The sequence below is a fragment of the Ectothiorhodospira sp. 9100 genome (assembly GCF_022227565.1).
GTDB classification, from domain to species: Bacteria; Pseudomonadota; Gammaproteobacteria; order Ectothiorhodospirales; family Ectothiorhodospiraceae; genus Ectothiorhodospira; species Ectothiorhodospira marina.
The window spans coordinates 1-13563 of sequence record NZ_JAJNAN010000006.1 but is presented as its reverse complement, the minus strand read 5'-3'; the positions used below and the strand labels follow the sequence as shown (position 1 = coordinate 13563).

15 protein-coding genes are annotated in these 13563 nt (G+C 64.0%); 11 read left to right on the top strand and 4 right to left on the bottom strand.

Features of this window, described 5'->3' with window-relative positions; genetic code table 11:
* Positions 1–66: 66 nt before the first annotated feature.
* The 11 genes from LPW29_RS03305 (at position 67) to fis (ending at position 9418) form a co-directional block, all read left to right on the top strand.
* Positions 67–855 (top strand): efflux RND transporter periplasmic adaptor subunit, encoded by a 789-nt coding sequence (locus LPW29_RS03305; RefSeq protein WP_238626850.1) that lies wholly within the window; start codon positions 67–69, stop codon positions 853–855.
* A 51-nt stretch (positions 856–906) separates the two neighbouring features.
* Positions 907–1227 carry a divalent-cation tolerance protein CutA gene (gene cutA / locus LPW29_RS03300; protein WP_090251549.1) on the top strand — a complete coding sequence of 107 codons (321 nt, stop codon included), beginning with the start codon at positions 907–909 and terminating at the stop codon, positions 1225–1227.
* The gene (locus LPW29_RS03295) at positions 1224–3053 is read left to right on the top strand and encodes a protein-disulfide reductase DsbD (protein ID WP_238626849.1); all 1830 of its coding nucleotides are present in this window, start codon (positions 1224–1226) and stop codon (positions 3051–3053) included. Before cutA ends, LPW29_RS03295 begins: the two co-directional genes overlap by 4 nt.
* 246 nt (positions 3054–3299) lie before the next feature.
* Positions 3300–3848, top strand: a complete 549-nt coding sequence (locus LPW29_RS03290; protein ID WP_238626848.1) for a TlpA family protein disulfide reductase — start codon at positions 3300–3302, stop codon at positions 3846–3848.
* 267 nt (positions 3849–4115) lie between these two features.
* Positions 4116–4559, top strand: a complete 444-nt coding sequence (gene aroQ, locus LPW29_RS03285; protein WP_238626847.1) for a type II 3-dehydroquinate dehydratase — start codon at positions 4116–4118, stop codon at positions 4557–4559.
* 5 nt (positions 4560–4564) lie between these two features.
* The gene (gene accB, locus LPW29_RS03280) at positions 4565–5044 is read left to right on the top strand and encodes an acetyl-CoA carboxylase biotin carboxyl carrier protein (protein WP_238626846.1); all 480 of its coding nucleotides are present in this window, start codon (positions 4565–4567) and stop codon (positions 5042–5044) included.
* 13 nt (positions 5045–5057) lie between these two features.
* A complete protein-coding gene (accC, locus tag LPW29_RS03275) occupies positions 5058–6398 on the top strand; it encodes an acetyl-CoA carboxylase biotin carboxylase subunit (RefSeq protein ID WP_090251562.1) in 1341 nt (446 codons plus the stop codon).
* Positions 6399–6429: 31 nt separating this feature from the next.
* Positions 6430–7308: a 50S ribosomal protein L11 methyltransferase gene (gene prmA / locus LPW29_RS03270; RefSeq protein WP_238626845.1), complete on the top strand. Its 879-nt coding sequence runs from the start codon at positions 6430–6432 to the stop codon at positions 7306–7308.
* A gap of 52 nt (positions 7309–7360) precedes the next feature.
* On the top strand, positions 7361–8083 hold the full coding sequence (locus LPW29_RS03265; protein WP_238626844.1) for a DUF3426 domain-containing protein: 723 nt from the start codon (positions 7361–7363) through the stop codon (positions 8081–8083).
* A gap of 91 nt (positions 8084–8174) precedes the next feature.
* Entirely contained in the window at positions 8175–9161 is a 987-nt protein-coding gene (gene dusB / locus LPW29_RS03260) for a tRNA dihydrouridine synthase DusB (protein WP_238626843.1), read from the top strand.
* Positions 9158–9418: a DNA-binding transcriptional regulator Fis gene (gene fis, locus LPW29_RS03255; protein ID WP_238626842.1), complete on the top strand. Its 261-nt coding sequence runs from the start codon at positions 9158–9160 to the stop codon at positions 9416–9418. Before dusB ends, fis begins: the two co-directional genes overlap by 4 nt.
* A gap of 197 nt (positions 9419–9615) precedes the next feature.
* Here fis and prsT read toward each other — a convergent pair whose 3' ends face one another.
* From prsT to LPW29_RS03235, 4 genes are all read right to left on the bottom strand, one after another.
* Positions 9616–12414, bottom strand: coding sequence for an XrtA/PEP-CTERM system TPR-repeat protein PrsT (gene prsT / locus LPW29_RS03250; RefSeq protein WP_238626841.1), 2799 nt, complete (start codon positions 12412–12414; stop codon positions 9616–9618).
* Positions 12415–12614: 200 nt separating this feature from the next.
* Positions 12615–12839, bottom strand: coding sequence for a hypothetical protein (locus tag LPW29_RS03245; protein ID WP_238626840.1), 225 nt, complete (start codon positions 12837–12839; stop codon positions 12615–12617).
* Complete coding sequence (locus tag LPW29_RS03240; protein WP_370642852.1) at positions 12832–13152, bottom strand: BrnT family toxin; 321 nt, start codon at positions 13150–13152, stop codon at positions 12832–12834. Before LPW29_RS03240 ends, LPW29_RS03245 begins: the two co-directional genes overlap by 8 nt.
* A gap of 80 nt (positions 13153–13232) precedes the next feature.
* On the bottom strand, positions 13233–13563 hold a 331-nt coding region (locus LPW29_RS03235), incomplete at its 5' end, for a type II toxin-antitoxin system TacA family antitoxin (RefSeq protein ID WP_238626838.1).

Below are 13563 nucleotides of genomic sequence, written 5' to 3'. Positions count from 1 at the left end.
AAAAAGGGGACAGACCCCTTTTCCGCGCGCCAGCGGCGCGCACAGAAAAGGGGTCTGTCCCCTTTTTTGCCCCCTTTTTTCCCTTTCTTCCCTTTTTTCCTGATCACCCTGCTGCTCATCCCCCTGAGCACCCTGGCCGAGGAAGGTCTCTCTAACGAGACACCGGCCCGACTGGACTGGTCGACACGGATGGAACTGGGCAGTCCGGTCTCGGGGACCGTGACGGCGGTGAAGATTCAGTCCGGGGATCGCGTCGCTGCGGGAGATCTGCTGGTGACCCTGGATGGCCGCGCCTCCCGGGCCGAGCTGGAGCGCGCCCAAGCCCAGGCACAGCGCCTCAAACTGGCCCGCGAGGAGGCCGAACGGGAATATGAACGCACCCGGGAGATGTATGACCAGGCCCTGATTTCCAGCCGGGAGCTGGCCCTGGCGGAGATCGATCAGTCCATGGCCCGGGCCGCTCACCAAGGCGCCCTGGCGGAACTCACCCAGGCGCGCCTGAACCTGGAATACAGTCAGGTGAAAGCGCCCATGGAGGCCCTGGTGGTAGCCCGGCATGTGCATCCAGGCCAGGTGATACAAAACACCTTGCAGGTACAGCCCCTGGTGACCCTGGCCGTGGCCCACCCCATGCTGGCGACACTGGAGGTCTCAAGCCAGGGTGCCACCGAACTGGAACCGGGCACCGAGGCACACGTGCGGGTAGGAGACCAGGAATTTCAGGGACGGGTCAGGCGGGTGTCACTGGAGTCCCGTGAGGACACCCCGGATACCTTCCAGGTGTGGGTGGCCTTTGATCCACCCGAGGGGCATCGGCTGCGCGCAGGGATGTCGGCGTGGGTGGTACTACCCTGAGGCAGCACTTACACTCGAGCCTCATCCTCAGTTGCACCCCCTGGAGCGACCATGCAAGAACCCCTGTTGATCATCACCACACTGGACGATGAGGCCCGCGCCCGGGAGATCGGCGGACTCCTGGTGGAAAAACGCCTGGCGGCCTGTGTCACCGTGTTGCCCGCCTCCACTTCCATCTATGAATGGGAGGGCGAGATCCAGGAAGACTCGGAACATGTGCTACTGATCAAATCCCGGGCGGAGTGCTACGAGGCACTGGAAGAGGCCCTGCTGGACGAGCACCCCTATGAACTTCCGGAGATCATTGCGGTTCCAATCACCCACGGACTTGAAGGCTACCTGGACTGGATAGAGGACACCACGGACCCATGATGGATTTGTCGCTGCTGAAACGGCTTCTGCTTCCCCTCCTCCTTCTCCTGCTGGTGCCGTCGGGATCGGCACTGGCGCAGATGGGAATGGAAGATGAACTGCTGCCACCGGAACAGGCCTTTGCCTTCGATGCCTACATGGCCGACGCAGACACGGTGGTGGCGGAATGGGTGATCGCCGACGGCTATTACCTTTACGGCGAGCAGTTCCGTTTCGAATCGCAGACTGACGGCATCGAACTGGGCGAGCCCCGGCGTCCGGCGGGCACCACCAAAGAGGACGAGTTCTTCGGGCAGGTGGAGACCTACCGGGATCGTATCCGCGTACAAATCCCCCTCACCCGCACCGATGACGCCCCGGACACTCTGGACCTGCAGGCCCGGTCCCAGGGTTGCGCCGATATCGGCGTGTGCTATCCGCCGCAGTTTCAGACCGCCTCACTGGATCTGAACGACCTCCGCGGCGCCGTGGAAGACGACGCTACCACCACTAACGCCCCACCCGCCGGCCCGATCTCGGAACAGGATCGTGTGGCAGGTCAACTGGCGGATGGTCGCGTCTGGCTGGTGGCCCTGGCCTTCTTTGGTTTTGGCCTGCTGCTCACCTTCACGCCCTGCGTGTTTCCCATGATCCCCATCCTGTCCAACATCATCCTGGGACAGAAGGATCTAACCACCCGCAAGGCCTTCCTCATCTCCCTGGTGTTCGTGCTGGCCATGGCCCTCACCTATACCGTGGCGGGCGTGATAGCCGGCCTGGCCGGGGCCAACCTGCAAGCGGCCTTCCAGAACCCCTGGATCATCGGCGGCTTCGTGGCCATCTTCATCGCCCTGGCCCTGTCCATGTTCGGCTTTTTCGAACTGCAGATGCCCGCGTCCATCCAGACCCGGCTCTCCGCCGTCTCCAACCAGCAACAGGGAGGCACGTTGGTCGGCGCGGGCATCATGGGGTTTCTCTCTGCCCTGATCGTCGGCCCCTGTGTCACCGCCCCGCTGGTGGGGGCGCTGCTGTACATCAGCCAGACCGGTGATACGTTTCTGGGGGGGCTGGCGCTGTTCAGCCTGAGCATGGGCATGGGGCTGCCGCTGCTGATCCTGGGCACCTCAGCCGGGAAGCTTCTGCCCCGCGCCGGCGCCTGGATGGATACCGTCAAGGCGGTGTTCGGTGTGCTGCTGCTGGGCATGGGCATCTGGCTGCTGGAGCGGGTGATGCCCGCACAGGTGACCATGCTACTGTGGTCGGCCCTGTTGATCGTCTCCGCCGTGTACATGGGCGCGCTGACCTCCCTGCCAGACGCCGCCAGGGGCTGGCGAGCCCTGTGGAAGGGCCTGGGCCTGGTGATCCTGGTCTACGGCGTGATCCTGATGATCGGCGCTGCCTCCGGGGGCAAGGATGTGCTCCGCCCCCTGAGCGGGCTGGCCCTGAGCGGCGGTAGCGCCGCCAGCGAGCAGGCCAGCCTCTCGTTCCGCCCGGTGGAGAGCCTGTCGGATCTGGAGCGTGAACTGGAGGCAGCCCGCGAGTCGGGCCAGCCGGTGGTCCTGGACTTCTACGCCGACTGGTGTGTGGACTGCGTTCGCATGGAACGCACCACTTTCCAGGCCCCGGACGTGGTAGCCGCCCTCTCCGGCGCCCGTCTGCTCAAGGCGGACGTGACCGGCAACACCCCCGAACACCGGGAGTTGATGCGGCACTTCGAGCTGTTCGGTCCACCGGCCATGATCTTTTTCAATGCCGAGGGGGAGGAACGGCGGGCTTACCGGATGATGGGATACAAGGCAGCCGAGCCGTTCCTGGAGCATGTGAACCTGGCATTTGAACGGGGGTGACGCTGGCAACAGCGCACCCTCACCCCAACCCCTCTCCCGCCAGCGGGAGAGGGGCAATATGGACCCCTGCCCCACGGAAAAGGCTCCCTTCTCCCCGCCGGGGAGAAGGGCCGGGGATGAGGGGAAACGGAAGGCAGCATGCAAAGTCCATCCACACCCCAACGCCCCTCCCGCAAACGGTAGAGGGGGCTCATTTCCACTCACAGACTTCATTGACATCACACATCACAACGGATCCTGGCCATCATGACCCCAAGACACCTTCTCACCCCCCTGCTCTCCCTCGCCCTGATCGCCGGGGGCATGACCCTCACCGCGACCTCCCTGGCCCCGGCCGCCGCGCAGGCCAACAGCGGCCTCACCGGTGGCGGCATGCAGGGCCAGCAGCGGCCGGATTTCAAACTGCCCGACATGGACGGCGAATCCCGTCATATCAGCGAGTGGGACGACCGTGTGGTGCTGGTGAACTTCTGGGCCACCTGGTGCCCGCCGTGCCGCAAGGAGATGCCCCTGTTCGTGGAAATCCAGGAAGAATACGAGGAACAGGGCCTGACCATCGTCGGCGTGGCCCTGGATGAACACCAGGCAGTGAGTGACTTCATCGACACCTACGGCATCAACTTCCCCGTCCTCATCGGTGAGGACGCTGCCATGGATGTGGCCAGTGCCTATGGCAACCGCTATGGCAGCCTGCCCTACAGCGTGCTGCTGGATCGGGACGGCAAGGTGCGGTACATCCATGCGGGCGAGCTGAAGCGGGGCACGCTGGAGCGGGAGATGAAGCCCCTGTTGTGAGCCCCGTGAGGTGACTGCCCTCACCCCAACCCCTCTCCCGCGAGCGGGAGAGGGGCTCGTGCCCCACCCCAATCTCGTCACAAATTCCGCGGAACTTGCCCCAAACTCCGGGCAAAATCATTGTTCCCTTATTTAGCGGCTGGACAGCTCCCTGCCCTTGAGGCACAATCCTGGGCACCTTTGGGGGGTGTCCTTTCTCTGCGCATCGCTGCGGTTTCATCCCGCAAAGGTCGGGTATTTCCCACTTTCAAGCGTGCGTGAATCCACATGGCCAAGTTCCTGCTGCTGAACGGTCCCAACCTGAACCTCCTGGGCACTCGCGAGCCGGGCATTTATGGCGCGCAAACGCTGGATGACATCGTCCAGTCCCTGCAGCAACAGGCACACCACGCGGGTCATGCCCTGGAGGCCTTCCAGTCCAACGCCGAGCATGCCCTCATCGATCGCATCCATGAGGCGCGCACTCAGGGCGTGGACTGCATCCTCATCAACCCCGGGGCCTTCACGCACACCAGCATCGCCTTGCGCGACGCCCTGCTGGGCGTTGCCATTCCTTTCATCGAAGTGCATCTGTCCAACACCTTCGCCCGCGAGGCCTTTCGCCACCACTCCTATCTTTCGGACGTGGCAGCCGGTGTGATCATCGGTCTGGGGCCACAGGGATACGCGCTGGCGCTGGAGGCGGCCATCCAACAGACAACCCGAAGCTGAGCACCATGGATATCAGAAAGATCAAGAAACTCATCGAACTACTGGAAGAATCCGGCATTAACGAGATCGAGATCCAGGAGGGAGAGGAATCCGTGCGCATCACCCGGGCGGCCCAGAACACCGGTCAGGCCTTCATGATGCCGCAGAACTTCATGGTGCCCGGCGGCACTCCGCAAGCGGCGGCACCCGCGCCCCCCCCCACCCCGGCAGCCGCGCCCACCGAGAGCGACAGCAGCACCAGCCTGCCCACCGGGCATCAGGTGATCGCCCCCATGGTGGGCACCTTCTACCGGGCGCCCACACCAGGCGCCAAATCCTTTGTCGAGGTGGGCCAGTCGGTGGAGGAAGGGGATACCCTCTGCATCATCGAGGCCATGAAGATGCTCAACCAGATCGAGGCGGACAAGGCCGGCGTGATCAAGGCCGTGCTGGTGGAAAACGGCCAGCCGGTGGAATACGGCGAGCCCATGTTCATCATCGACTGAGGGGCAGCCACCCATGTTTGACAAGATACTGATTGCCAACCGGGGCGAGATCGCCCTGCGCATCCTGCGGGCCTGTAGAGAGATGGGCATCAAGACCGTGGCCGTGCATTCCGATGCCGACCGCGACCTCAAGCACGTGCGCCTGGCGGACGAGTCCGTCTGCATCGGCCCGGCCCGCTCCACCGACAGTTACCTGAACGTGCCCGCCATCATCAGCGCCGCCGAGGTCACCGACGCCGAGGCCATCCACCCGGGCTACGGCTTCCTCTCGGAGAATGCGGATTTTGCCGAGCGGGTGGAGTCCAGCGGCTTTGTCTTCATCGGCCCTCGAGCCGACACCATCCGCCTGATGGGTGACAAGGTCTCCGCCAAGGACGCCATGCAAAAAGCCGGCGTGCCCTGCGTGCCGGGCTCCGGCGGAGCCCTGGGCGACGACCCTGAAGCCAACCTGGAACTGGCCCGCAAGATCGGCTACCCGGTGATCATCAAGGCGGCCGGTGGCGGTGGCGGGCGCGGCATGCGCGTGGTGCATTCCGACGGCGCACTGATCAACGCCATCTCCCTGACCCGCAGCGAGGCCGCCTCGGCCTTCAACAACCCCGTGGTCTACATGGAGAAATACCTGGAAAAGCCCCGCCATGTGGAATTCCAGGTGATCGCCGACGAGCATGGCAACGCCATCAGCCTGGGCGAGCGGGACTGCTCCATGCAGCGCCGCCACCAGAAGGTGATCGAGGAAGCCCCCGCCCCCGGCATCACGGATGAACAGCGCAAGCGCATCGGCGATCGCTGTGCCGAGGCCTGCCGCACCATCGGCTACCGGGGCGCCGGTACCTTCGAGTTTCTCTACGAAGACGGCGAGTTCTTCTTCATCGAGATGAACACCCGTGTACAGGTGGAGCACCCGGTCACGGAGATGGTCACCGGCCTGGATATCGTCCGTGAGCAGATCATGGTGGCAGCGGGACACCCCTTGAGCATCACTCAAGAGGAAGTGGTATTGCGCGGCCATTCCATCGAATGCCGCATCAACGCGGAGGATCCAGCCAACTTCATGCCCTCACCGGGCACCATCAGCCAGTACCATGCGCCCGGCGGTCCCGGTATCCGTGTGGACACCCATATCTATAATGGCTACAAGGTGCCGCCCTATTACGACTCCATGATCGGCAAGCTGGTGAGCTTCGGAGCCACCCGGGACATCGCCATCGCCCGCATGCGTGGCGCCCTGTCGGAGATCGTGGTGGAAGGCATCAAGACCAACATCCCCTTGCACCGGGATCTGCTGGCCGATGTGTCCTTCCAGAATGGCGGCACCGACATCCATTATCTCGAGAAGAAGCTCAAGCTTTGAGCGCCATGCACGCAGTACGCGAGAACACCCCATGATTCAGATCACCCTCCCCGCCAAGGCGGAACAGACTGAAGCCGTCGAGGATGCCCTGCTGGGTCATGGGGCGGTCTCCGTGATGCTGCGCGATGCCGGTGACGTACCGCTGCTGGAGCCGCTGCCCGGCGAGGAGCCCCTGTGGCCAGACCTGCTGGTGACCGGGCTGTTCCAGCCCGACATCGACCTGGATGAACTCACCCACATCCTGGCAGCGGAACTGGCCATGGACGCCTCGCGCATCCACCATGAGGTGCTGCCGGACCGTGACTGGGTGCGGGCCTGCATGGATGACTTTCATCCCATCCGCTTTGGCCAGCGCCTGTGGATCGTACCCACCTGGCACGAGACCCCGGATGCCGACGCTGTGAACATCCGCCTGGACCCGGGCCTGGCCTTCGGTACCGGCACCCACCCCACCACGGCCATGTGCCTGCGCTGGCTGGACGCCCATCCACCGCAGGAACAGGAGGTCCTGGACTATGGTTGTGGTTCCGGCATCCTGGCCATCGGCGCCCTGAAACTGGGGGCCCAAAGTACCTGGGCCGTGGACATCGACCCCCAGGCCATGACCGCCACCCGGGAGAATGCCCAGCGCAATGACATCCCCGATGAGCAACTGATCACCGGCCTGCCGGACGTCCTCCCGGAGGATGCGTGCTTTGATCTGACCCTGGCCAACATCCTGGCCAGCCCGCTGATGGCACTGGCCCCGGCCTTGGCCGGACGCACTCGCCCCGGTGGCCGGATCATCCTGGCCGGCCTGCTGGACCGCCAGGCCAATGACCTGATGTCATGCTATGAACGCTGGTTCGAGATGCGCATCGCCGACCAGCAGGAAGGCTGGACCCTCCTGGAAGGCACCCGCCGACAATAGCAGGAACCCCCTGTGGGAGCGGCCCTGGCCGCGAACAAGGCGACCCGGACCAATGACCGACGACACCAACACGCCGGAAGACCCACCCCGCCCCCGGCGTCGCGCCCTCAACCCCGGCGCCTTCGGCGTACAACGCTACGACGACACCCACCGCCCCGGCCAATCCCGGCCGGCGGTGCCGCTAGGCCAGACCAGTAGCCCTTTCGAAGACGTCTTTCCACCCGTATCCGATGAGCCGGGTTCGACTGCAGACCCTGGCATTCCTCATGCACTGCGCGAGGATCTGGAACGCTCGGGCACCCGGACACGCAGCACCGCCCGCACCCTGGCCTGGGGCAGCGCCTGCCTGGCCCTTATCCTCCTGCTGGGTGGCCAGGTGGCCTATCAGGAGCGCTATCAACTCCTGGCCATGGAACCCCTGGAGCCCTGGGTGCGCGCCGCCTGCACCCCGCTGGACTGCCCGCTGCCGGAACGCCGCGACCTGAGCGCCCTGCGCATCGCGCAGCGCCAGGTCGCCAGTCACCCGGACCAGCCCGACGCCCTCATGGTGACGGCTCTCATCGAGAATCAGGCCGGATTCGCCCAGCCCCACCCCATCGTGGAGCTCACCTTCATGGACGTGATGGGCCGCCCCCTGGCCGCCCGTCGCTTCCAGCCCCTGGACTACCTGCCCGGCCCCGCCTCCCCCATCCCACCGGGCCAAAGTGCCGAACTCCGACTGGAACTCAAGGACCCGGGCGGCGAGGCGGTGGCCTACGAGTTCCGATTCCTCTGATTGACGGCGAGTCAAGCTTTAACCACCGCCCCCCCATGGGTATCATGAACGGTCCGTCGCACCGTCGTGCTTCCCAACGCCCCCTGGACCCATGCAGATCGGACCCCACATCCTGGACACCCCGTTGATCCTGGCCCCCATGGCAGGCATCACCGACCGGCCCTTTCGTCAACTTTGCCGACGCCTGGGCGCCGGCCTGGCCGTGTCCGAGATGGTGCATTCGGATACCCGGCTGTGGAGCACGGATAAATCCCGCCTGCGCCTGGACCAGCGCGGCGAGGCAGGCCCCCGCAGCGTGCAGATCGCCGGGTATGATCCGACCATGATGGCTCAGGCCGCAGCGGGCGCCATCGAGCGCGGGGCGCAGATCATCGACATCAACATGGGCTGCCCCGCCAAGAAGGTGGTGAACCGCGCCGCCGGGGCGGCCCTGCTGGGGGATGAGGATCGGGTGCGGCAGATACTCAAGGCCGTGGTGGCGGCATCCTCCGTGCCCGTGACACTCAAGATCCGGCTGGGCATCGACCGGGCCCACGTCAATGCCCCCATCATCGCCCGCATCGCCGAACACAGCGGTATCCAGGCCCTGGCGGTGCACGGCCGCACCGGCGCCTGCCGCTACACCGACCCGGTGGATTACGCGGGGATTGCCCAGGTGAAGCAGACCGTGCAGATACCCGTGATCGCCAATGGCGACATCCGCACCCCAGAAGAGGCACTTCACGCGCGTGAAGTCACCGGCGCCGACGCCCTCATGATCGGCCGCGGCGCCCAGGGGCAGCCCTGGATCTTCCGGCGCATCGCCCAAACCCTGGCCACAGGCGAGATCCCGTCCGAACCGGGGCTAAGGGAGGTTCGGGCGATCATGAACGAACACCTGGATGCCCTGTACGCATTCTATGGGGAATCGGTGGGTGTGCGCGTGGCAAGAAAGCACATTGGTTGGTACCTGGCCGGCCGCCCCGGCGCCGAGCAGGTGCGCCCCGAGATCCTGCGAGCACCGACCCGCGCCGCCCAGCAGGCCCCCCTGGACCAATACTTCCAGACGCTTTGCCAAGCCGAGGACATTGCGGCATGAATCAGCCCATGTTGGAGAGCACCCAGGAAAGCGAAACCCTGGCCGTGGCCGTGGAACAGGCCCTGACCGAATATTTTGCCAAGCTCGATGGGCACGAACCGGACAACCTCTACCGAATGGTGATCGAGGAAGTGGAACGCCCCCTGCTGGAATGCGTGCTACGCCACTGCGACGGCAACCAGAGCCGCGCGGCCCAGTACCTGGGGTTGAATCGGGGGACGTTGAGGAAGAAATTGCGGCAGTATGAACTGGGTTAACGCTCATGCATCACGGTGGTGAGTCACCCCAGATGATGAAAGATACGCTACAAGCCCCTCTCCCCACCGGGGAGAGGGGTTGGGGTGAGGGGGAAGGACCGGCACAGTGCCTACCCCACCCCCTCATCCCCGGCCCTTCTCCCCCGAGTGGGAGAAGGGAGCGTCTCTAGCGAACCCTGGTTCCTTCACATTAATCATCAGGATTCCAATCGACTCAGTAACTCTTCCGCCTCCTGACGCTCGGTAAACTCCCCGGCCTCGGCCAGCAGTTCGCGCAGCACTGAGGCGGCCTCATCCTGGCGGCCATTGCGCTCCAGGGCCACAGCATAGTGATAGCCGACGGCGGCCTCATCAGGCAGGGCCTCACGGGCCTCGCGGATCAACTCCAGGGCCCGGGACGGGTCTCCATGATCTAGCAGGGCCATACCCAGGGTGTCCTTGATGCTTGGGCTTTCCGGCTGCAACTCATGGGCTCGCTGGGCCAGTTCCAGAGAGCGCTCATCCCCTTGCCGCTGATAGATATAGGAGAGGTTGTTCAGCACAATGGGGTTGTCGGGAAAACGCTCGACCAGGATCTCGTAATCCTCCCGGGCTGCCGCCATATCACCAGCACTCAGCACGGTGGTGGCCAGCATCATGCGCGATTGGTGATCGTCCGGGAAGTTCTCCAGGTGCTCACGCATCTGTTTGCGGGCCTCGGCCTCATCACCGGCACGGCGCTTGACCTCAAAGCGCTTCATGGCCACCTCACTGGACACCTGCGCCTCATAGGAAGATGCGTAGGCGTTCGCCGCCTCCGCATAATCCTCCCTCGCGGCCAGGATATCCCCTTCCATGAGATGACCCACGGCCCGCGTCGCATCCAGGTCCTGCATGCGACGCGCCAGGGTCATGGCCTGCGCTTCACGTCCCTCCTGACGCTCAAGACGCGCCAGGGTGACCAGCGCTCCAGCATGGTTTTCATCCCGCGCCAGCACCCGCTCCAGGGAACGGCGGGCCTCACCGAGACGCTCCGCCTGCCCCTGGGCAATGGCCAGTCGGAAATTCACCTCGGGGGAGTCCGGTCGCAACTCGGCCAGACGACGCAGAGTGGTGATCCCCTGGTCAAGCTGACCCGCCGACACCTGGGCCATGGACAGCACTTCCAGCACAGCGGCATTGTCACCGTGCTGTTCTTGAACGCCCTCGAGCACCGTCAGGGCCTCTTCCGGCTCCCCCGTCTGCAGACGATAGCGAGCCAGCACGATCCGAGGTTCCAGGGCATCGGGGCCAGCCTCCACCGCCCGCTGCAGGTACTGCCCGGCCTCGGCCGGTTCACCCTGCTCCACCTCGAACTCCGCCATCAACATCAGCAGGCGCACATTCTCGGGATTGGCCTCCAGGCCCGACTCCATCACCTCACGCGCCTCCTCCGCACCTTCCATACGCAGCTTGAGCATGGCCAGGTTGCGGGTGGCCGTCACGTTACCCGGGTCCAGTCGACGGGCCTCTTCGAAGGCCGCCACACCCTCCTCGGCGCGCCCAAGCCCGAACAGGGCAATGGCCCTCAGGTTCTGAATGGAGGGGGCATCGGGATTTTGTTCAGCAAACTCGTCGGCCTTGCTCAAGGCCTGTTCGAACTGCCGCTCTTCGAGCATGCGCACCACACCCGCCAATTCGAGACCTTCCGCCTCGGGCGCCATTTCACTGATGGTCTCCAGTTCACGCAGACCACCCACGCGATCGCCCCCCTGCATCAGCGCACGGGCCAGGTTCATGCGTGCCTGCAAGGAGTCGGGATCCAGATCCACCCGCCGACGCATCAGATCGATACTGGCCTGCATATCGCCTCGGGAGGCATGCACGCCCGCCATCAATTCAAGCGCCACCCGATCCGCCTCGTCCTCGGCCAGCACCCGCTTCAGCAGGGCCTCGGCATCGTCCACCTGGCCGCTCTGCATGCGCACGGCGGCCAGCAGGCGATTGGCTGCCGCAGACTGCGGATTGCCCCGTAGATAACGAGACAAATGCGTATCGGCCTGCTGGGTATTTCCCAGGGCAAAATGACTCGCCCCAGCAAAGAACCGGGCCGGCAGATAGTCCGGATTGAGGCGCAGGGTTTCCTCCATGGACCTCACCGCGGCCTGATGGTCCTGTTCATGGAAGCTCACCAGACCACTGATATAAGACGTCGCCGGCAGATCCGGCCCCAGCTCGCGCAGGGCCTTCAGATCCACCTTTGCATCCTCGAAGGATTGCAGTGCCACCCGCGTGAGGGCGCGGTTGAAATGCCCCATATAGGGGTTGGGCGCCGACTCGATCACCCGCGTATAGGCCTCGGCGGCCTCCTCCAGATTGCCCTCGCTGCGGTGGATGTCACCGGAGAGCGACCAGGCCGGCGCATGCTGCGGATCCTCCGCCAGTGCCTCGGCCAACAGTGCCTTGGCCCGATCCATATCGCCCTGCAAGGCCCGCACCTGGGCCAGGGTGGTCAGGGAGGGGGCATGCGCTGGATCCAACTCCAGTGCCGCTTCCAGCTCCGCGACCGCCGCTTCCGGATCATTCACCCCCAGATGGGCACGGGCCAGCAGCAGGTGAAATTCCAGAGGATCTTCGAATTCATTGGCCTCATGGGCCTGCAATTGCGCCCGAACAGTCTGGAACTCACCCTGCATCAGACGCGCCCGGGCCATGTAGATGACCGATTCGGGATCATCCCACCCCAGGGAATGCGCCCGGCGAAACTCCGAGAGCGCTGCCGCCGGCTCACCCATCTCCAGGTGCACCCGACCCAGTTCCCAGCGGGCATCCACGTGGTCCGGGTTTTCCTGCAACAGGTTGCGATATTCGATGATGCTGGCGCGCACCTCGCCGGTGGCCAGGTAATCCCGAGCGCGCTCAAGCCGTTCCTCTTCCGTGTAGCTGGTCTGGCCACAACCAGCCAGCCAGACCGTTCCCGAGACCAGCAGACCTGCGATCGCCAGTCTTACGTATTTGGTGAGATGCTTCTGTTCCATTGTGACACCCTCAAGTGTTGCTCAATCGACCAACAGACCTACTACATCCAATGATACCCATGAAGATGGGCTCCTCGACCGAGCGGGCTGCATGGGTGGAACGCGACCAGCCCGCCTCCCCGGGTCGTGTGAGGAAGCTCTCATCCTGGTCTGCGAGCATACGCCTTGAGGGGCGCGTGAGGAACACCACCCAGCCAAACTCAACCCTGGTCTGATTTCTCAACCGTTCCGCCGGAATGTTGTCGGATGATCTTACCGAGCGCCCTCAAGGCTTCGTTGACTTCCTGGGAACTGCTAAACATGGCGGCAACATCGTCATCCAGCCTGACAATATTCCTGGCTTCCCGATAGCGTTCTGCGTATTTTCCGCGCACACCGTGGGAAAAGTCGTATTCCCCTAGCATTTCGTCGTCTTCCTTACCCATCGCTTTCGTACCTCTTTCTTTCCTGGGCTGTCGCCACCCTAGCGGATATCAGTCGGATAACGTCCCCCTGATCCTTATGGACAACAACGAGCAACCGTTGTCCCTTTGATAGGCCAACCGTCACGAAGCGTGATTCTGTGGATGGGTGGAAAGGATCAGCAACCGTGATCGACAGAAAATCTGCGAACACGGTACTTGCTTCTTCGAAACTCACACCGTGCTTCTGTTGGTTTGATATCGCCTTGGTCCCGCTCCATTCAAACTTCAAGCCCGGTTCCCTCCACACTTCAAAGCCCTCCCATGGTGAGAGCATACGCCTTGAGGGGCGTGTGAGAAACACCGGCCAGCCACCCGCAACATGATGCACGTCAAGCGATACAGGGGCCGATAAGCTCACTTCTCAACCCACGGCGGCCGCCGCGAAAACAGATTATCCAGGCCGGGATTGACGGATTCCGGGCGGTCCAGCATCTCCAGAAGGTCCTGGTATTGGTCGCCGGAAACCAGGAAAAGGCGCTGATCGAGAAGCGTCTGCTCGGCAGCCTGATAGGCGGCGTCGAGGATGAAGTCAGTCAGCGATTTGTGGACCACGTCTGCCGCGCGACGCAGCACGGCCTCTTGCTCGGGGGTGGCTCGCAGCCCGAGGCGGGAGGAGCGCGTTGTCTTGGTGGCTGCGCGCATACCCATGCCTCTTGGTCGATGGACAACGGCTGCGATGCTAGGG